This is a genomic window from Streptomyces sp. CoH27 (genome assembly GCF_020181035.1).
Lineage (GTDB): Bacteria > Actinomycetota > Actinomycetes > Streptomycetales > Streptomycetaceae > Streptomyces > Streptomyces camelliae.
In genome coordinates, this window is sequence record NZ_JAIQYY010000020.1 from 85,123 (window position 1) to 103,847 (window position 18,725).

The following is an 18,725-nucleotide window of genomic DNA, read 5'->3' on the forward strand; positions in this document are numbered from 1 at the left end:
CCGCCACGTCGGCCAGCACCTTGGAGCCCAGCTCGCCGTCCACCAAGCGGTGGTCGAAGCTCAGGGCCAGCGTCGTCACCTGGCGCGGCTTGACCTTGCCCTTGTGGACCCACGGCTGGAGCTTGATCGCGCCGACCGCGAGGATCGCCGACTCGCCGGGGTTGAGAATCGGCGTGCCGGTGTCGACGCCGAAGACGCCGACGTTGGTGATCGTCACCGTGCCGCCCTGCATCGCGGCCGGGGACGTCTTGCCCTCGCGGGCCGTCGCCACCAGCTCGCCGAGGGCCTCGGCAAGTTGCGGGAGCGTCTTGCCGTGCGCGTCCTTGATGTTCGGCACGATCAGCCCGCGGGGGGTGGCCGCCGCGATACCCAGGTTGACGTAGTGCTTCTGCACGATCTCCTGGTTGGCCTCGTCCCAGGACGCGTTGATGTCCGGGTTGCGCTTGATGGCGACCAGCAGGGCCTTGGCGATCAGCAGCAGCGGGTTCACGCGCAGGCCCTGGAACTCCTTGTCCTGCTTGAGCTCCTCGACCAGCTTCATCGTGCGGGTCACGTCGACCGTCACGAACTCCGTGACGTGCGGCGCCGTGAAGGCGGAGCCGACCATCGCCGCCGCCGTGGCCTTGCGGACGCCCTTGACCGGGATACGGGTCTCGCGCGCGGTGTCGTACGACGCCACGGGCGCCGGGATCACGGGCGTGGCGGTGGGGGCCGCGGCGGTCGGGACCGTCACCACCGGCTCGGCCTGCTTCGGCGTGGCCGCCGCATGGACGTCCTCGCGCGTGATGATGCCGTCGGGGCCGGACGGGGTGATCGTGTCCAGGTCGACGCCGAGGTCCTTGGCCAGCTTGCGCACCGGCGGCTTGGCCAGCGGGCGGGGCTTCTCGGCGACGGGGGCGTGGCCGTTCAGCTCGGACTGGATCGCCTGGGCCGGTGCGGGGACGCTCACCTCGGGGCCCTTGCGGGGGCGGCGCTTGGTGGCCGACGTGCCCACGCCGTAGCCGACGAGGACCGGCTTGCGGCCCTCCGGCTCGGGCTCCTGCGCCGGCGCCTCGGCGGGCGCGGCAGGCTCGGCCTTCACCGGCTCCGGCGCGCCGCCCGCCACGTCCACCGCGATGATGGCCGTGCCCACGTCGACCGTGGTGCCCTCGGGGAAGTGCAGGGCGCGGACCACGCCGTCGTACGGGATGGGGAGTTCCACCGCCGCCTTGGCGGTCTCCACCTCGCACACCACCTGGCCGTCGGTGACCGAGTCGCCCGGCTGGACGTACCACTTGAGGATCTCGGCCTCGGTGAGTCCCTCCCCGACGTCCGGCATCTTGAACTCGCGTACGGACGTTTCCGTCATCGTCGTCACGACCCTCTCCTCAGTACGCCAGCGAGCGGTCGACGGCGTCGAGCACGCGGTCCAGGTCCGGCAGGTACTCCTCCTCCAGGCGGGCCGGGGGGTAGGGGGCGTGGTAGCCGCCGACCCGCAGGACCGGAGCCTCCAGGTGGTAGAAGCAGCGCTCGGTGATCCGGGCGGCGATCTCCGCGCCGGAGCCGAAGAACACCGGCGCCTCGTGGACCACGACCAGACGGCGGGTCTTCTCCACCGAGGCCTGGATGGCGTCGAAGTCGAGGGGCGACACCGAGCGCAGGTCCAGGACCTCCAGGGACTTGCCCTCCTCGGCTGCCGCGTTCGCGACCTCCTGGCACAGCTTCACCATCGGGCCGTAGGCGGCCAGGGTCAGGTCGGTGCCCTCGCGGACCACCTGCGCCTTGTGCAGGGGCGCCGGGATCGCCTCGAAGTCGACCTCGGCCTTGTCCCAGTAGCGGCGCTTGGGCTCGAAGTAGATCACCGGGTCGTCGCTCTGGATGGCCTGCTGCATCATCCAGTACGCGTCCGACGCGTTGGAGGGGCTGACGATCTTCAGGCCCGCCACGTGCGCGAAGAGCGCCTCGGGGGACTCGGAGTGATGCTCGACCGCGCCGATGCCGCCGCCGTAGGGGATGCGGACGACGACCGGCATCTTGACCTTGCCCAGCGAGCGCGCGTGCATCTTCGCGAGCTGGGTGACGATCTGGTCGTAGGCCGGGAAGACGAAGCCGTCGAACTGGATCTCCACCACCGGGCGGTAGCCGCGCAGCGCGAGACCGATCGCCGCGCCCACGATGCCGGACTCCGCCAGCGGGGTGTCGATGACGCGGCTCTCGCCGAAGTCCTTCTGCAGGCCGTCCGTCACCCGGAACACGCCGCCGAGCTTGCCGACGTCCTCGCCCATGACCAGGACCTTGGGGTCGGTCTCCAGGGCACGGCGCAGCGACTCGTTGATGGCCTTCGCCATCGCCATCTTCTCGGCCATCTCAGCGACCCCCTTCAGCTGCGTCAGCGAACGATGCCTGGTAGGCGGCGAACTGCGCTCGCTCCTCGTCGACGAGCGCGTGCCCGTCCGCGTACACGTTCTCGAAGATGGCGAAGTGGTCCGGGTCGGGCATGGCGCGGACCGCTTCGCGTACTCGTTTGCCCAACGCCTCGGACTCGGCCTCAAGTTCCGCGAAGAATCCCTCGTCCGCGTGGTTTGAGGCCTCCAGGTACCGGCGAAGGCGCAGGATCGGGTCCTTCGCCTCCCAGGCGACGCGCTCGTCGTCGGCCCGGTAGCGGGTGGGGTCGTCGGAGGTGGTGTGGGCGCCCATGCGGTAGGTGTACGCCTCCACCAGGGTGGGGCCCTCGCCGCTGCGGGCGCGCTCCAGCGCCCACTTGGTCACCGCGAGGCAGGCCAGTACGTCGTTGCCGTCGACGCGGACGCCGGGGAAGCCGAAGCCCTGGGCGCGCTGGTAGAGCGGCACGCGGGTCTGCTTCTCGGTCGGCTCGGAGATCGCCCACTGGTTGTTCTGGCAGAAGAACACCACGGGGGCGTTGTAGACCGCGGAGAAGGTGAACGATTCGGCTACGTCGCCCTGGCTGGAAGCGCCGTCGCCGAAGTAGGCGATGACCGCGCTGTCCGCGCCGTCCTTGGTGATGCCCATCGCGTAGCCGGTGGCGTGCAGCGTCTGGGAGCCGATGACGATCGTGTACAGGTGGAAGTTGTTGCCGTTCGGGTCCCAGCCGCCGTTGTTCACCCCGCGGAACATGCCGAGCAGGTTGGTCGGGTCGACCCCGCGGCACCAGGCGACGCCGTGCTCGCGGTAGGTCGGGAAGACGTAGTCGTCGTCGCGCAGGGCCCGGCCGGAGCCGATCTGGGCGGCCTCCTGGCCCAGCAGGGAGGCCCACAGGCCCAGCTCGCCCTGGCGCTGCAGGGCGGTGGCCTCGGCGTCGAAGCGGCGGGTGAGCACCATGTCGCGGTACAGGCCGCGCAGGTCTTCGGGGGTGATGCCGGCGACGTAGGCGTCGTACTCGGCGTTCTTGACCCGCTTGCCCTCGGGCGTCAGGAGCTGTACGAGCTCGGGCTCGGTGCTCTTCTTTGCGCGCGGGGCGGTGGTGCGGGTGGTGGTGCGCTTGCTGCCGGGGGTGCCGGCCTTGCCTGCGGCGCTGCGTCGCGGCTGGCGCGCGGCACTGCTGTCCACGGTCACGTGTGCTCCTCCGTCGTTCCGGCCCCCGGGGTTGCCGGTAGGCCAGTGCGGCTCACCTGTTTCGACCACCGGGCACGGGGTGGGTGCCACTCGGCCGGGAACAGGCGTGACAGGTGCCCCGGCGAGCGCCCTGCAACCATCACGTTACCCAGAGGTCCACATTTCTGTGAAACCCCATCTGACCTGCGACTTTGCTTGGATTTCCAAGTAAATCCGAGGGGATGCGGAAGCGTGCTGGTCACAGCCTCGCGAAAGGCCGGAGCAAGCGCACGTTATCCCGCGCACCCAGGTCACGGGAAGAGTTTGCCGGGAGACCGAACCCGTGCGCGAAAGACGGAAAAATCATGGTGCAACGGACTCTCGGATAGAGCCTGACCGAAAGCGATCGCTGACGACAGTTTGTGACAAGCCCCAGCTCACAGCGGCTTTTCGTGCCCTAGCATCTGCGGCGTGCCGCGCTCATGTGTACCCCCTTTCGTGACCCATGCGCCCCCTCTGGGCGACTTGCTCCGCCTGTACTCCGCGGGTACCGCGCTCACCTGTGAACCGGTCGTGCAAGGTCTGCTCAATCGCGGCTACCGGCTGTGCACCACCCGTGGCAGCTATTTCCTCAAGCACCATTTCGATCCCGACACCGCCGACCCGGCCGCCATCGAGCGCCGCCATCGGGCCACCCAGCGCCTGGCCGACCTCGGCGTCCCCGTCCCCGTGCCGCTCGCGCACCGCGAGGGCCGTACGGTCGCCGTCGTCGGCGGCCACGCCTACGCCCTGCACCCCTGGATCGACGGCAGGCACCGGCACGGCGGCCAGCTCACGCGCGCGGAGAGTGCACGCCTGGGAGCCGTCCTGGGCGCCGTACACGCCTGTCTGGAACGTGTGATGCCCCCCAAGGGGCGCACGCGCCCGGCCACGAGCCCCCATCCCGTGGAGAGCGCCGACCCGGCCGACACCTTCGACCTCATCGACGACCTGCTCCGTCACGTCCGGCGCCACCGCCCCGCCGACGCCTTCGACGAGCTGGCCCGGCACCGGCTCCTGGAGCGCCGCACCCTGCTGGAGCAGCACGCCGACCGGCGCCCTCCGCGCGGTGGCCCGGTGGGCTGGGTGCACGGGGACTTCCACCCGTTCAACCTGCTCTACAAGGACGACATGCCCGCGGCCATCGTCGACTGGGACCGGCTCGGCGTGCAGCCCCGCGCGGAGGAGGCCGTACGCGCTGCGGTGATCTTCTTCGTGCGCCCCGCCGGCGCCCTGGACCTGCCGAAAGTACGCGCCTACGCGCGCGCGTACCGGCGCGCGGCCCGCGCCACGCCCTCAGAGCTGGCGGCGGCCGTGCACCGGGTGTGGTGGGAGCGGCTGAACGACTTCTGGATGCTGCGCTGGCACTACGAACGCCGTGACACGCGCGCGGACTGCCAGTTCCCGGCCGCGTCGGCGCTCGTGGTGTGGTGGACGCGCGAGTACGAGGCCGTCTGCGACGCGTTCACCGGCTGACCGGGCCGGCTCTCCCGCCCCGGGCTCCGGTACGGCTCAGCGGGACGCCCTCCCGGGCGCCGCAGGCGTCTTTCAACCGGTGGGGGCGCCCGCGGTGCCGGCCGTCAGACCACCCGTGTCCGTGCCGGTCGTCCCGCCCGTGTCCGTGCCGCCGTTGGTGGTGCTGCCGGTGGTGCTGGTGCCGCCGTTGCCGGTGGTACCGGTGGTGCCGGTGCCGCCGTTACCGGTCGTGCCACCCGTGTTGGTACCACCGCCGGTGGTGGTACCGCCGGTGCTCGTGGACTGCGACGGCGAGGTCTGCGGGTTCGTCGGCTGGTCGGACGGGGTGGTCTGGGACCGCGTCGGCGTGTACGACGGGGTGTAGCCGGAGCCGCCCGAGGTCGAGCCCGAGCCGTTGTCCGTGCCGGGATCCGTGGGCTGGTCGGTGGTGGTGTCCGACGGGCTCGGGGAGCCCGTGTCGTCTGTCGCGGACGCCGAGGGTGTCGTCGACGACGTGCTGTCGCTGCCGGTGCTGCCGCCGCCGCCCGAGCCGCTGTTCAGGGCGAACGCGACGCCCGCCGCGATCGCGATCACCGCGAGGACGGCGACGATCCACAGCTTGCCGCGGCCGCTGCCCTTGTTGCCGTGCCCCTCGAAGCCGCCGTCGTCACCGCCGCCGTAACCGGACGGCAGGATCGGCTGGGGGATCTGCGCGGTGCCGGAGCCGAAGTCGCCGGGGTGCTGCATCGCGGTCGTCCCCGCGAAGCCGCCCGCCGGGGTGTGCCGGCCGTCGTGCGACTCCACCGGGCCGGTGTTCCAGGTGCCGGTGTGGCCGCCCGCCTCGTAGAGCATCTGCAGGCCGTACTGGATCAGCCCGCGCATCTCCTCGGCCGTCTGGAACCGGTCGTCCGGCTCCTTGGCGAGCGAGCGCATGACCAGGCCGTCCAGCTCCGGCGGGCAGCCCCCGTCGCCGACCTGCGACGGCGGCACCGGCATGTCCTGGACGTGCTGGTAGACCACCGACAGCGGGGTCTCGCCGGTGAACGGAGGCCTGAGCGCGAGCAGTTCGTACAGCAGGCAGCCGGTCGCGTACAGGTCGGAGCGGTGGTCGACGGCCTTGCCGAGCGCCTGCTCCGGGGAGAGGTACTGCGGCGTGCCCATGACCATGCCGGTCTGCGTCATCGTCGTGGAGGCGCCGTGCAGGGCGCGGGCGATGCCGAAGTCCATCACCTTGACGGCACCGCTGTGGGTGATGATCACATTCGCGGGCTTGATGTCACGGTGCACGATGCCATGCTGATGCGAATAGGCAAGCGCTTCCAGCACGCCCGAGACGATGATCAGGGCCTGCTCGGGGCCCGGCGCCTCGGCGTTCATCAGCAGGTCACGGATGGTGCGGCCCTCGACCAGCTCCATCACGATGTACGGCACGGACTGGCCGCCCACGAAGTCCTCGCCGGAGTCGTACACGGCGACGATCGCGTGGTGGTTGAGGCCGGCGACCGACTGGGCCTCACGCGTGAAGCGGGCCTTGGAGACCGGGTCCTCTGCGAGGTCCGCGCGCAGCAGCTTGACTGCGACGGTCCGGCCCAGCCGGACGTCCTCGGCCGCGAAGACCTCGGCCATGCCGCCCCGGCCCAGCCGGTGGGTCAGCCGGTAGCGGCCGTCGCCGACGAGCCCGCCGTTGCCCCACATCTCCGGCGCGTCCGACATGCCGCCGCCAGTCGCCTCGGGGTCGGACGGGCCCTGGGCGCGCTGCGTCTGTGCCATCAGTCCTCGCCGTCGTTTCTGCCCGCGGTGCGCGCGGTGTTGTCACGGTCTCCGTCGGCCACGCTACAGCCTCCGTGGGGGCCGCCGGTCCGGAACGGGCACCGGGACCAGCCACGAGCGTGACCGGCCATGAAACCTTTAGCACGCGCTGTCGTGCAAATTCTGTGTGCCGGTCGTAGGCCCCCTGTAACGCTTGCGCGACGCTTCTTGCGCGTACGGTCACGGAACGGGCACCGAGCTTGACGTGTCAGTGCCCTCGGGCAGACTTGGCCGGGAATGACACATTCGATCAAGGCCCATGCGATGAGCGAAGGCGTCGGACGGCCGGTGGGGGACGGGGAGAGATGAGCCAGGACGGCGCACACGGCCGGTATGCGGGGCAGGCCCTCGCGGGCGGCCGCTACCAGCTGCGGGACCTGCTCGGCGAGGGCGGCATGGCCTCGGTGCACCTGGCCTACGACGCCGTGCTCGACCGCCAGGTCGCGATCAAGACACTCCACACCGAGCTGGGCCGGGAGCAGGCCTTCCGCGAGCGCTTCCGCCGCGAGGCCCAGGCCGTGGCCAAGCTCACGCACACCAACATCGTCTCGGTCTTCGACACCGGCGAGGACGATCTCGGCGGCACGGCGATGCCGTACATCGTCATGGAGTACATTGAGGGCCGCCCGCTGGGCTCGGTCCTCGACGCGGACGTGCGGCAGTACGGCGCCATGCCCGCCGACAAGGCGCTGAAGGTCACCGCCGACGTGCTGGCGGCGCTGGAGATCAGCCACGAGATGGGGCTGGTCCACCGCGACATCAAGCCGGGCAACGTGATGGTGACCAAGCGCGGTGTGGTCAAGGTCATGGACTTCGGCATCGCCCGCGCCATGCAGTCCGGGGTCACCTCGATGACCCAGACCGGCATGGTCGTCGGCACCCCTCAGTACCTCTCGCCCGAGCAGGCCCTCGGCCGCGGCGTCGACGCCCGCTCCGACCTCTACTCGGTCGGCATCATGCTGTTCCAGCTGGTCACCGGGCGCCTGCCGTTCGACGCGGACTCGCCGCTGGCGATCGCCTACGCGCATGTGCAGGAGGAGCCGGTCGCGCCCTCCTCGATCAACCGCTCGCTGCCGCCCGCGGTGGACGCGCTGGTCGCCCGCGCGCTGAAGAAGAACCCGAACGAGCGCTTCCCGACCGCCGAGGCGATGCGCGACGAGTGCCTGCGCGTCGTCGCCTCCCTCCAGGCCGCCGCGCCGAGCATCGTGCCGGGCGCCGGGCCCACGCAGAGCGGCGCGGGCGTCGGCTCGGCGGTGTTCCCGCCGGTGGGCCAGACCGGCCAGGCGGCCCCCGGCCCGGTGCAGACGCCGTACCAGCCGGGCCCGTACGGCGCCCCGCAGACACCAGCCCCGGCCTACGGCTACCCGCAGCAGGGCGGCTACCCGACGCCGGCCCCGGCGGGCTACGCCCCGCAGGCCGCACAGGCGCCGACCCCGCCGCCGTACGCGGGCCAGGCCCAGCCGGCCACGCAGACGCCCGGGTCCGGCTCCGGCGGCGGCAAGAGCAACAAGCCGGTGATCATCGGTTCGATCGCGGTGTCCCTGGTCGCGGTCGTCGGCCTGATCGTCGCGCTGACCATGAGCAACAGCGGGGGGAGCGACAACGGCGCCGGCGGCAGCGGCGGCGCGAGCGCCTCGGCGTCCGCCTCGCACCAGGCGGGCTACCGCGGCCCGGACACCACCCGCGTCATCGACAAGACCAAGTGCACCGAGCCGGTGGAGTCGATCCAGGACCCGAAGAAGGTGCAGCTGCCCGACTTCCGGTACAAGGACATCGGCTCCGTGAAGGCCTGCTTCCAGGCCGCGAACTGGACGTACGAGATCAAGCACGTGCCCGACAACACCTGGGGTGACGGCACGGTGATGGACCAGTTCCCCTCCGCGGGCTCGGACATCGACCCGAAGAACTCGGGCACCATCGAGCTGAGCGTCTCGACGGGCAACCCTTCCTGAGGGACGGGCGCGTCAAGTACCAGGCGAGGCCCGGCACATCGCGTGCCGGGCCTCGGTCGTCACAGATGAAGCTTTACAGGCAGGGCTTTACAGGTACGGTCCGCCCGAGCGGCCGCCGGTGTGCGAGTCGTCGCCCTCATGTCCCGTCACGCCCGGCGGGAGCGCGCGGCGCATCTGCTCCAGCTGGGCCCGCGCGGCCATCTGCTGGGCGAAGAGCGTCGTCTGGATCCCGTGGAACAGGCCTTCGAGCCAGCCCACCAACTGCGCCTGCGCGATCCGCAGTTCCGCGTCGCTCGGGGTCACGCCGTCGGTGAACGGCAGGGAGAGCCGCTCCAGTTCCTCGACCAGCTCCGGCGCCAGGCCGTCCTCCAGCTCCTTCACCGAGCTGCGGTGGATCTCCTTGAGCCGGGCCCGGCTCGCCTCGTCCAGGGGAGCCGCGCGTACCTCCTCCAGGAGCTGCTTGATCATGCTGCCGATCCGCATGACCTTGGCCGGCTGCTCCACCTGCTCCGTCACCGGGATCTCGCGGGAGTCCTCGTCCCCGGTGCCGCCGAGGGCCATTCCGTCCTGACCCACGACGAGGATCTGGGGATTCTCCCGCGACCGTTCGTTCCTCGGCATCTCCATACCGTCATTCTCTCGCACGCGTACACCTCATCACCGTGGTGCCCCCTGCTGGGGCTGATCCACCGTTTGGACCCGACGGAGCATTATGAAATGCCCTGTTTATCAATGAATGTGAGGCTTATTCCCGTTGGTCATCCATCGATCGGGGCATCCGGGCTCCGGGAGGTCACGACGTGACTCCATGGCTGCGACTCGCACGTCGCTCCGTACGACTGCTGCCGGCCCTCTCGGTGGCGGCCCTGCCGGCGTACGGCGCGGTCACCGCGTACGCCCCGGCCGCCCGGGCCGCCGAGGCCGGCCCCGGGATCTCGGCCGGCCCGAGCCCCGGCCACGCGGGCGCCGGGGGCCACTCCGACGGCTCGTACCGCCCGGACCGCACCGGCCACGGTGACCGTGGCTCCCCCGACTCCGGTGCCCCCCTCCTCCCCATGCCCTCCGACTCCGCCTCCGCGTCGTACCGCCCCCTGGAGGCCGACTCCGCGTCGGGCTCGTACCGCCCGCTGGCCGTCGAACCCAGCCGGGCGGGCAGCCTGGCCGGTGAGGGGCGGATGCGGCCGGGGCGGCCGGACGGGCCCGCGGCCGAGGTGGAGGGCAACGACAACCCCGTCCCCACCCGGGCGCCCGGCTCGGGCCGCCCGCAGGAGCCGGAGACCGCGGACCTGCCCGCCTCGGGCCTCCCGAGCCCGACCGCGATCCCGACGGCGAGCCCGACCGCGGTCCCGACAGCGAGCCGGTCGGCGGTTCCGACAGCGATCCCGACGGCCCCGGCCGCCACGGATGACGCCCGTCTCCCCGCCGGGCAGCCCCCGCAGCGGCCGCCCGCCCAGAACGCCGTCCAGCGGGGCGAGAGCGCGGGCGAGCCGGTCCTGCGGATCCTCCCGCTGGGCAGCGGCCTGGTCCTCATCGGCCTCGGGCTGGGCCTGGCCTTCCTGGGGCTACGCCTCCGCAGAAACTGACCGCCGCCCCTGGCACCGCTGCCAGGGCCGCCGTGGCTGCCCGAGCTGCTACGAGCAGGGCCTGGACCAGGGCGGCACGCGTCCCGGAGCGCCGCGGCACCCGGCCGACACCGGCAAGCGGCCCCCGCTCCGGCCCGCACGGAGTGCCGATCGAGCCTGCGAGCCGAACCGCCGTGTTACGGCGCCACCAGCAGCACCTTGCCGACATGACCGCTGGCCTCGACCACCCGGTGTGCCTCGGCGGCCTCCGGCATGGGCAGCTCACGGTCCACGACCGGGCGGACGTGCCCGGAGGCGAGCAGGGGCCACACATGTTCGCGTACGGCGGCCACGATGGCCGCCTTCTCGCTCAGCGGACGCGCCCGGAGCGAGGTCGCGCTGACCGCGGCCCGCTTGCTGAGCAGGGTGCCGATGTTCAGCTCGCCCTTCGCCCCGCCCTGCAGGCCGATGATCGCGAGACGTCCGCTGACCGCGAGGGCCTGGACGTTGCGGTCCAGGTACTTGGCGCCCATGTTGTCGAGGATGACATCGGCACCGGCACCATCCGTGGCCTGCTTGATCTCGGCGACGAAGTCCTGCTCGCGGTAGTTGATCAGGATGTCCGCGCCGAGCTCGGCACAGCGCTCCAGCTTCTCCTTCGTCCCGGCCGTCACCGCGACCTTGGCGCCGACGGCCTTGGCGAGCTGGATGGCCATGGTGCCGATGCCGCTGGAGCCGCCGTGCACCAGCAGCGTCTCGCCGGGCCGCAGGTGGGCGACCATGAACACGTTGGACCAGACCGTGCAGACCACCTCGGGCAGCGCGGCCGCCCGCGTGAGGTCGACGCCCTCGGGCACGGGCAGCAGCTGCCCGGCCGGTACGACGACCTTCTGGGCGTAACCGCCGCCCGCGAGCAGCGCGCACACCGGGTCGCCGACGGCCCAGCCGGAGACTCCGGGGCCGAGCGCGGCGATCCTGCCGGAGCACTCCAGGCCGGGGTAGAGGGAGGCGCCGGGCGGCGGGTTGTAGAAGCCCTGCCGCTGCAGGATGTCGGCACGGTTGACGGCGCTGGCCACCACCTCGACCAGCACCTCGCCCTCACCGGGCACCGGGTCGGGGACCTCCGCCCACACCAGCGCCTCGGGACCACCAGGTTCGGGAATCGTGATCGCATGCATGCCAGTGACGCTACTCCCCGCGGGTCCGCGCTCCCGGGCAGACTCCCCAGGGGTGCGCCGCCCTCCGGACCGGGCCGGCACAGTTCGTGCCCTCGGCAGGCCGGTCAGTCGTGGAACAGCGGCCGGAAGTCCGGGGTGACGTGGTTGCCGGGGGAGGCGCGGACGATCGTGATGAGCCGGTCGGTCAGCTGGAGAGTGCCGACGGCCGGGTCGTCGTAGCCGAGCACCCGGTGTCCGCGGACGACACTCACCACGAGATCTGCGGTCTCGCGCGGCCGCTTGCCCGCCTCGCCGCGGACCACCGGCCGTTCGACAAGGTCCAGCCCGCTGCCCTGCTGGATCAGGTCCTCCATGACCATGCCGGCGGCGGGGCTGAGCACGGACAGGCCGAGCAGCCGGCCGGCCGCGCTGGCGCTGGTGATGACCGCGTCGGCGCCGGACTGCTTGAGCAGCGGGGCGTTCTCCTCCTCGCGCACTGCGGCCACGATCTTCGCGCCCCGGTTGAGCTGGCGGGCCGTCAGCGTGACAAGGACGGCAGTGTCGTCGCGCTGTGGGGCCACGATGATCTGCCGGGCCTTGTGCAGCTCGGCCCGCTTGAGCACATCACTGCGGGTGGCGTCGCCTATGACGCCCGCATAGCCCTCGGCGGTCGCCGCGTCGACGGCCTTGGCGCTGGGGTCGATCACGACCACCTGCTCCTTCTTCAGCCCGGTCGCACACACGGTCTGGATCGCCGAGCGCCCCTTGGTGCCGAAGCCGATGACGACGGTGTGATCGCGCAAAGTGGACCTCCATCTGCTCAAACGCCATTCCTCCCGGGTGCGTTCGGTGAGGACCTCCAGCGTGGTGCCGACCAGGATGATCAAGAACAGCACGCGCAGGGGTGTGATGACGAAGATGTTGGTGAGCCGGGCGCCGTCACCGACCGGGGTGATGTCGCCGTATCCCGTGGTGGAGAGGGTGACGGTCGCGTAGTAGAACGCGTCGAGCAGGTCCACGGAGCCGTCGGCGTTGTCGTTGTAGCCGTCGTGGTCGGCGTAGACGATCAGTGCCGTGGCGACCAGCACCAGCAGGGCCATGAGCAGCCGCTTGGCGACCTGGCGGATCGGACGCTCCACCACTTTCCTCGGGAGTTTCACCCGATGGGTCACCAGATGATCGCCCGCCTGGCGGGCGATGGCGTCATGGCCCGGAAGTTTCACGTGAAACACACCCCGATCCCGGCGCTCGCCCACGGCAGGTCCAGCAGCTCCGCCTCCGCACCCGGCCGCGCCCCGCCGGGCGGTACGACGGCCAGCGCGTCCGCGGCGGCGACCCCGCGGAGCATGGCCGGGCCGTTGTAGTGCAGCGGTACGGCACGATCGCCGCGCAGCACCACGGGCACGAGCCGGGTGTCGTACGGGTGCCCCTGGATCGCCTCCGTGAGCGGCAGCGCGTACGGATCGGGGGCCGGGTGGGCGGCGAGGGTGCGCAGCAGCGGTTCGGCGAGCGTGAGCAGGCCGGACACGGCCGCGAGAGGGTTGCCGGGCAGGCCGACGAGGTGCTGGTCGTCCTTGGTGCGGGCCAGCAGCATGGGGTGGCCGGGGCGCACCTTGACGCCGTCGACGAGAAGTTCGGCGCCGATGCGCTCCAGGATCGGGTGGACATGGTCGCGGGGTCCTGCGGCGGTGCCGCCGGTGGTGACGATCAGGTCGGCGTCGGAGCCGGTGACCGCCCGGTACAGGGCCTCGGCGTCGTCGCCGATCCTGCGCACCGCGACGACGTCGGCGCCGAGCGCGCGCAGCCAGGGCGGCAGCAGGGGGCCGAGCGCGTCCCGGATCAGCCCGTCGTGGGGCAGCCCCTCGGTCAGCAACTCGTCGCCCAGGACCAGCACTTCGGCCCGCGGACGGGGTACGGCGGTGACGGTGTCGTATCCGGCCGCCGCGGCGAGGCCGAGGACGGCGGGGGTGACCAGGGTGCCGACGGGCAGCAACTGATCGCCGGTGCGGCACTCCTGGCCGCGCGGGCGGATGTCCTGGCCGTGCGCCAGGTCGCGGGCCGCGTGCAGGCGGCCTTGCGTGTCGGTCCGGCCCTGCTCGCTGCGCAGCACCGCGGTGGTGTCGGCGGGGATGCGGGCACCGGTCGCGATGCGCACGGCCTCGCCGTCGGTGAGCGGCTCGGGCTGGGCGTGCCCGGCGAGCACGCCGTCGTCCCGCACCTGCCAGGGGCCCGGTCCGGCGACGGCCCAGCCGTCCATCGCGGAGGTGTCGAAGGAGGGCAGGTCGGTGAGGGCGTCGAGGGGGGCGGCCAGGACCAGGCCGAGGGCCTCGCCGAGTGGCACGGAGACGGGGGTGCGGCGGGGGCGGGTGCGCGCGGCGCGGGCGGCGGTCTCACGGGCCTGGTGCCAGGGGGTGGCCCGGTGCCGTTCGCCGGTCGGTTCAGGCGCCTCGGCGGGCATCTGGCCCGCGCTGTCGCCCCTGGGCTCTCTCACGAGGGCAAGGGCCTCCTCCAGGTCGAGGTCGTCGCTGTCCTGCGCGGGCGCCCCGGCCCGGGTTCCGGGGGCGGTCATCCGGCATCCGGGGTGCTCGGGCCGCCGCCACGCGCGTTCCCGCCCCCGTCCTTCGCTTCGTTCTCTTCCTCCCACCGCAGCGCCAGCGCGGCGGCCTTGCGGGCGGCCTCGGCGACCGCCTCGGGGCCTCCCTTGCCCTGGGCTGCGGCGTACCCGACGAGGAAAGTGGTCAGCGGGGCGGCGGGCCGGGCCACGCCGTGCGCGGCGTCCCGGGCCAGGTCGAGCAGGACGCCGGTGTCGACGTCGAGGTCGATGCCCAGTTCGTCCTTGACTACGGAGATCCATTCATCCAACACGTGCCCATGCTCCCTGATGCGTGCCCTGGCGTCGGCGATGTCGTCCCAGGTGTCGCAGTCGAAGGACGCGAGCGGGTCCGGGACACGGGTGAGGCGGAGGGCGCCGGTGAGCCGGCGCAGAGGCAGTCCGGTCAGACCGTCGCCGCCGGCCGCGAGGGCGGCCAGTTCGCGGCGGAGCACGCCGGTGCGGTACGCGGCCACGAGCGGCTGGTCACGGCCGTCGGCGTCGGTGAGCAGCGCGCCGTCGGCGCCGCTGGCGCGCAGGGCGGCCAACAGGCGGTGAAGGGTGGCCGGTTCGAGGAAGGGCAGGTCGGCGGAGAGCACGACGGCCTGCTCGGCGGTGGTCAGGCGCAGGCCGGCCTCCAGCGCGGCGACCGGTCCGGCGCCGGGCGGTTCCTCGCGCGCCCACAGCACTGGCCGCGCGACGGGGCGCGGGCCGGCCACGACGACCGTCGTACGGGCGCCCGCACAGGCCGTGAGCACCCGATCGAGCAACGCCCGGCCGCCGACCCGCACCCCGGGCTTGTCGGCCCCGCCGAGCCGCCGCGCGGCACCGCCGGCCAGCACGACGGCGTCGTACGGCGCGGGCGTCCCGGGGACGGCGGGGGCGTTGTCGCTCATCCCCCGAGTATGTCCCGCGCCAGCCCGCTTGTATGCGCCGGGCGGATGCCCCGAGGGCGCCTCGCGGGTGCCGCGGGGCTCCGCGTTCGTCTCTGCCGCGGGGCCCTTCGTCCGGGCCCCGCCGAGGTCACAGCGTGCGCAGAAGCACCGCCGGGTGTTCCACGCAGTCCGCCACGTACCGTAGGAAGCCGCCCGCCGTGCCGCCGTCGCACACCCGGTGGTCGAAGGTGAGCGACAGCTGGACGACCTGACGCACCGCCAGCTCACCCTCGTGCACCCAGGGTTTGGGGACGATGCGGCCGACGCCGAGCATGGCCGCCTCTGGGTGGTTGATGATCGGGGTGGAGCCGTCGACGCCGAAGACCCCGTAGTTGTTCAACGTGAAGGTCCCGCCCGTGAGTTCCCCGGGCGTCAGCGTGCCGGTGCGGGCGGCCTCGGTGAGCCGGGCGAACTCCGCGGTGAGCGACTCGGCGTCGCGCGTGTGGGCGTCCCGCACGACCGGCACGACCAGCCCGCGCTCGGTCTGCGCGGCGAATCCGAGGTGCACCTGGCCGAGCCGGACGATCTCGCGGGCCTCGGTGTCGACGAAGGAGTTCAGCTCGGGGAACCGGGCGAGCGCGGCGGTGGAGATCCGGGCGAGCAGCGCCAGCAGGGAGATCTTCGGTCCCCCGGCGGCGTTCATGGCGGCACGCGCGCGCATGAGTTCCGTCGCGTCGGCGTCAACCCAGCAGGTGGCGTCCGGGATCTCCCGGCGGCTCCGGGACAGCTTGTCGGCGACGGCGCCGCGGACTCCCTTGAGCGGGACACGGACGGCGGCGGCCTCGGCGGGCGGTGCGGTGGACCCAGGGGACGAGGGGGGCGCGACGGGGGCCGGTGCCACCGTTTCCGGGGCCGTGCCGGGGCGCGCGGCCCTGGCGCGCAGGGCGCCCTCGACGTCGGCCCGCAGGATCAGTCCGTCGGGGCCGGAGCCGGACAGCTCCCGCAGGTCGACGTCGTTGTCCCGGGCGAGTTTGCGCACCAGCGGGGAGATCACCGGGACCGGTCCGTTCGCGGGCGCCGGTGCCGGAACGGCCACGCGCGCGGGGAGCATCGTCGTCGGTTCGGCTGCCTTGGCGCGGCCGTTGCGAGCCGCCGTGGCGCCCGTGACCGCGTTGGCCGCATCGGCAGCACCGGCCGCCGTGCCCGCGTCGGCCGCCGTCGTGGCCCGCACCCGGCGCCGCCGGGCCGGCGCTTCGGAGGTGCCGTAGCCGACCAGGACGTTGCCGGAGCCCTCCGAGCGGGCCGCCGGATCCCCCACGGCCACCGTCAGCAGCGGCGCTCCGACGGGCAGTTCGGTGCCCTCCTCGCCGAAGCGGGCGGTGATCACGCCGCCGTAGGGGCAAGGCACCTCGACCATGGCCTTGGCCGTCTCGACCTCGACGACCGGCTGGTCGACGGCGACGACGTCACCGACCTCGACCAGCCAGCGGACGATCTCCGCCTCGGTGAGCCCCTCGCCGAGGTCGGGGAGCTTGAACTCCAGCACCTGTGCCATCAGCTCTCGGCCTCCCATTGCAGCCGGGCCACGGCGTCCAGGATGCGGTCGACGCCGGGCAGGTGGTGCCGCTCCAGCATGGGCGGCGGGTAGGGGAGGTCGAAGCCGGCCACGCGCAGCACCGGTGCCTCCAGGTGGTGGAAGCAGCGCTCGGTGATCCGGGCCGCGATCTCGCCGCCCGGTCCGCCGAACCCGGTGGACTCGTGGACGACGACGGCGCGTCCGGTGCGCCGGACGGCCGCGCAGACCGTCTCGTCGTCGAACGGCACCAGGGAGCGCAGGTCGACGACCTCCAGGTCCCAGCCCTCCGCCTGGGCGGCCTCGGCGGCCTCCAGGCAGACGGGCAGGGACGGGCCGTAGGTGACGAGGGTGGCGCTGCGGCCCGCGCGGCGCACCACCGCGCGCCCGATGGGCTCGACGTCCGTGGGGTGCTCAGGGTTCCAGGAGTCCTTCGACCAGTACAGCCGCTTGGGCTCCAGGAAGACCACCGGGTCGTCGGAGGCGATGGCCTGGCGCAGCAGGCCGTAGGCGTCGGCGACGGTCGCGGGCGTGACGACGTGCAGGCCCGGGGTGGCCATGTAGTAGGCCTCGGAGGAGTCGCTGTGGTGCTCGACGCCGCCGATGCCGCCGCCGTAGGGGACGCGGACGGTGATGGGCAGCGGCATACGTCCGCGCGTGCGGTTGCGCATCCGGGAGACATGGCTGATGAGCTGCTCGAACGCCGGGTAGGCGAACGCGTCGAACTGCATCTCCACCACCGGGCGCAGGCCGTACATGGCCATGCCGACGGCGGTGCCGAGGATCCCGGCCTCCGCGAGCGGGGTATCGGTGCAGCGGTCCTCGCCGAACTCCTTGGCGAGGCCGTCGGTGACCCGGAAGACACCGCCGAGGGTGCCGACGTCCTCGCCCATGACGTGCACGGTGGGGTCGGCGGCCATCGCGTCGCGCAGCGCGCGCGTGAGGGCCTGCGCCATGGTGGCGGGCTTGACGGCGACGGTGGTCATCGGGCGCCGCCTTCCTGCTCGCCGTGGTGCTCCTGCTCGGCGTCCAGTTCGGCCTGGAGCAGGGCGCGCTGCTCGCGCAGCTGGGCCGTCGTCTGCGCGTAGACGTGGTCGAAGAGGTCCATGGGGTTCAGTTCGGGGTCCTGGTTCATGCGTTCACGCAAGGAGGCGGCCATGTCCTCGGCGTCCTGGCGGGCGGCCGCGATGGCGTCCTCGTCGATCAGTCCGCGCGCGGTCAGCTCCGCTTCCAGCAGCTCAATCGGGTCGTGCGCGCGCCAGGCCGCGACCTCGGCGTCGCCGCGGTAGCGGGTGGCGTCGTCGGCGTTGGTGTGGGCGTCGACGCGGTACGTCACCGCCTCCACCAGGGTCGGGCCGCCCCCCGCGCGCGCGTGTCGTACGGCGGCGCTGAGGACCTCGTGCACGGCCGCGGCGTCGTTGCCGTCGACCAGCCGGCCCGGCATGCCGTACCCGACGGCCTTGTGGGCCAGGGAGGGCGCGGCGGTCTGCTTGGCGAGCGGGACGGAGATGGCGAAGCCGTTGTTCTGCACGAGGAAGACGACCGGGGCCTGCCAGACGGCGGCGAAGTTCAGCGCCTCGTGGAAGTCGCCCTCGCTGGTGCCGCCGTCGCCGACCAGGGCGAGCGCGACCACGTCGTCGCCCTTGAGGCGGGCGGCGTGCGCGAGACCGACGGCGTGCGGCAACTGGGTGGCCAGCGGGGTGGACAGGGGGGCCACGCGGTGGGCGTGCGGGTCGTAGCCGGAGTGCCAGTCGCCGCGCAGCAGCGTGAGCGCCTCGACGGGATCCACACCGCGCGCGACGACGGCGAGCGTGTCGCGGTAGCTGGGGAAGAGCCAGTCCCGCTCCTTCAGAGCCAGGGCGGCGGCGACCTGGCAGGCCTCCTGGCCGGCGCTGGAGGGGTAGACGGCGAGGCGGCCCTGCTTGGTGAGCGCGGTGGCCTGCGTGTTGTAGCGGCGGCCACGCACCAGCTGGGCGTGAAGCCGGCGCAGCAGGTCCGGGTCGGCCTTGGCGGCCGCCTCGGTGCCGAGGACGCGGTAGGGCTCGGCGTCGGGCAGCAGCGGCGCGGGGTCCATGCGGGGCTGCCAGGCGGGCGGCGGGGATGGCCGGTACGCGCCCCGCTGCTCCATGACCGTCATGACGGCACCTCCTCGTGGGAGCGGCTACGGGAGGCGCGTCGGCTG

The 18,725-nt window shown here is 72.7% G+C and carries 15 protein-coding genes; 3 read left to right on the plus strand and 12 right to left on the minus strand.

What is annotated here, in order from left to right:
- The 3 genes from LE548_RS30815 to pdhA (LE548_RS30825) all read right to left on the minus strand — a co-directional run.
- On the minus strand, positions 1 to 1,357 hold a 1,357-nt coding region (locus LE548_RS30815; RefSeq protein WP_225100259.1), incomplete at its 3' end, for a dihydrolipoamide acetyltransferase family protein.
- A gap of 10 nt (positions 1,358 to 1,367) precedes the next feature.
- Complete coding sequence (locus LE548_RS30820) at positions 1,368 to 2,345, minus strand: alpha-ketoacid dehydrogenase subunit beta (protein ID WP_225100260.1); 978 nt, start codon at positions 2,343 to 2,345, stop codon at positions 1,368 to 1,370.
- Between the two features lies 1 nt (position 2,346).
- A complete protein-coding gene (pdhA, locus tag LE548_RS30825; RefSeq protein WP_225100261.1) occupies positions 2,347 to 3,552 on the minus strand; it encodes a pyruvate dehydrogenase (acetyl-transferring) E1 component subunit alpha in 1,206 nt (401 codons plus the stop codon).
- A gap of 477 nt (positions 3,553 to 4,029) precedes the next feature.
- Between pdhA (LE548_RS30825) and LE548_RS30830 the strand changes: the two genes are divergently transcribed.
- Positions 4,030 to 5,046 (plus strand): phosphotransferase, encoded by a 1,017-nt coding sequence (locus tag LE548_RS30830; RefSeq protein ID WP_225100262.1) that lies wholly within the window; start codon positions 4,030 to 4,032, stop codon positions 5,044 to 5,046.
- A gap of 72 nt (positions 5,047 to 5,118) precedes the next feature.
- On the opposite strand, the gene LE548_RS30835 is transcribed toward LE548_RS30830, so the two are convergent.
- On the minus strand, positions 5,119 to 6,795 hold the full coding sequence (locus LE548_RS30835) for a protein kinase (RefSeq protein ID WP_225100263.1): 1,677 nt from the start codon (positions 6,793 to 6,795) through the stop codon (positions 5,119 to 5,121).
- Between the two features lie 344 nt (positions 6,796 to 7,139).
- Here LE548_RS30835 and LE548_RS30840 point away from each other — a divergent pair, with 344 nt between their 5' ends.
- Positions 7,140 to 8,786, plus strand: a complete 1,647-nt coding sequence (locus LE548_RS30840) for a protein kinase (protein ID WP_225100264.1) — start codon at positions 7,140 to 7,142, stop codon at positions 8,784 to 8,786.
- Positions 8,787 to 8,873: 87 nt separating this feature from the next.
- On the opposite strand, the gene LE548_RS30845 is transcribed toward LE548_RS30840, so the two are convergent.
- A complete protein-coding gene (locus LE548_RS30845; RefSeq protein WP_225100265.1) occupies positions 8,874 to 9,413 on the minus strand; it encodes a bacterial proteasome activator family protein in 540 nt (179 codons plus the stop codon).
- 173 nt (positions 9,414 to 9,586) lie between these two features.
- Here LE548_RS30845 and LE548_RS30850 point away from each other — a divergent pair, with 173 nt between their 5' ends.
- Positions 9,587 to 10,369 (plus strand): hypothetical protein, encoded by a 783-nt coding sequence (locus LE548_RS30850; protein ID WP_225100266.1) that lies wholly within the window; start codon positions 9,587 to 9,589, stop codon positions 10,367 to 10,369.
- Between the two features lie 176 nt (positions 10,370 to 10,545).
- On the opposite strand, the gene LE548_RS30855 is transcribed toward LE548_RS30850, so the two are convergent.
- The 7 genes from LE548_RS30855 to pdhA (LE548_RS30885) form a co-directional block, all read right to left on the minus strand.
- Entirely contained in the window at positions 10,546 to 11,526 is a 981-nt protein-coding gene (locus LE548_RS30855; RefSeq protein ID WP_225100267.1) for an NAD(P)H-quinone oxidoreductase, read from the minus strand.
- 104 nt (positions 11,527 to 11,630) lie between these two features.
- Positions 11,631 to 12,728: a TrkA family potassium uptake protein gene (locus LE548_RS30860; protein ID WP_225100268.1), complete on the minus strand. Its 1,098-nt coding sequence runs from the start codon at positions 12,726 to 12,728 to the stop codon at positions 11,631 to 11,633.
- Positions 12,725 to 14,074, minus strand: a complete 1,350-nt coding sequence (locus LE548_RS30865) for a molybdopterin molybdotransferase MoeA (protein WP_225100269.1) — start codon at positions 14,072 to 14,074, stop codon at positions 12,725 to 12,727. The genes LE548_RS30860 and LE548_RS30865 overlap by 4 nt, the downstream gene beginning before the upstream one ends.
- The gene (locus LE548_RS30870) at positions 14,071 to 14,991 is read right to left on the minus strand and encodes an NTP transferase domain-containing protein (protein ID WP_225100270.1); all 921 of its coding nucleotides are present in this window, start codon (positions 14,989 to 14,991) and stop codon (positions 14,071 to 14,073) included. The genes LE548_RS30865 and LE548_RS30870 overlap by 4 nt, the downstream gene beginning before the upstream one ends.
- Before the next feature lie 127 nt (positions 14,992 to 15,118).
- Positions 15,119 to 16,525 (minus strand): dihydrolipoamide acetyltransferase family protein, encoded by a 1,407-nt coding sequence (locus LE548_RS30875; protein WP_225100271.1) that lies wholly within the window; start codon positions 16,523 to 16,525, stop codon positions 15,119 to 15,121.
- Positions 16,525 to 17,529 (minus strand): alpha-ketoacid dehydrogenase subunit beta, encoded by a 1,005-nt coding sequence (locus tag LE548_RS30880; RefSeq protein WP_225100272.1) that lies wholly within the window; start codon positions 17,527 to 17,529, stop codon positions 16,525 to 16,527. The genes LE548_RS30875 and LE548_RS30880 overlap by 1 nt, the downstream gene beginning before the upstream one ends.
- Positions 17,526 to 18,680: a pyruvate dehydrogenase (acetyl-transferring) E1 component subunit alpha gene (pdhA, locus tag LE548_RS30885; RefSeq protein ID WP_225100273.1), complete on the minus strand. Its 1,155-nt coding sequence runs from the start codon at positions 18,678 to 18,680 to the stop codon at positions 17,526 to 17,528. The genes LE548_RS30880 and pdhA (LE548_RS30885) overlap by 4 nt, the downstream gene beginning before the upstream one ends.
- Between the last annotated feature and the right edge of the window lie 45 nt (positions 18,681 to 18,725).

Coding starts and splice junctions, on each gene's coding strand:
- LE548_RS30840 (WP_225100264.1), top strand. CDS start 7,140: ATGAGCCAGGACGGCGCACACGGCCGGTATGCGGGGCAGGCCCTCGCG.
- LE548_RS30875 (WP_225100271.1), bottom strand. CDS start 16,525: ATGGCACAGGTGCTGGAGTTCAAGCTCCCCGACCTCGGCGAGGGGCTC.
- LE548_RS30820 (WP_225100260.1), bottom strand. CDS start 2,345: ATGGCCGAGAAGATGGCGATGGCGAAGGCCATCAACGAGTCGCTGCGC.
- LE548_RS30855 (WP_225100267.1), bottom strand. CDS start 11,526: ATGCATGCGATCACGATTCCCGAACCTGGTGGTCCCGAGGCGCTGGTG.
- LE548_RS30870 (WP_225100270.1), bottom strand. CDS start 14,991: ATGAGCGACAACGCCCCCGCCGTCCCCGGGACGCCCGCGCCGTACGAC.
- pdhA (WP_225100273.1), bottom strand. CDS start 18,680: ATGACGGTCATGGAGCAGCGGGGCGCGTACCGGCCATCCCCGCCGCCC.
- LE548_RS30865 (WP_225100269.1), bottom strand. CDS start 14,074: ATGACCGCCCCCGGAACCCGGGCCGGGGCGCCCGCGCAGGACAGCGAC.
- LE548_RS30835 (WP_225100263.1), bottom strand. CDS start 6,795: ATGGCACAGACGCAGCGCGCCCAGGGCCCGTCCGACCCCGAGGCGACT.
- LE548_RS30880 (WP_225100272.1), bottom strand. CDS start 17,529: ATGACCACCGTCGCCGTCAAGCCCGCCACCATGGCGCAGGCCCTCACG.
- LE548_RS30845 (WP_225100265.1), bottom strand. CDS start 9,413: ATGGAGATGCCGAGGAACGAACGGTCGCGGGAGAATCCCCAGATCCTC.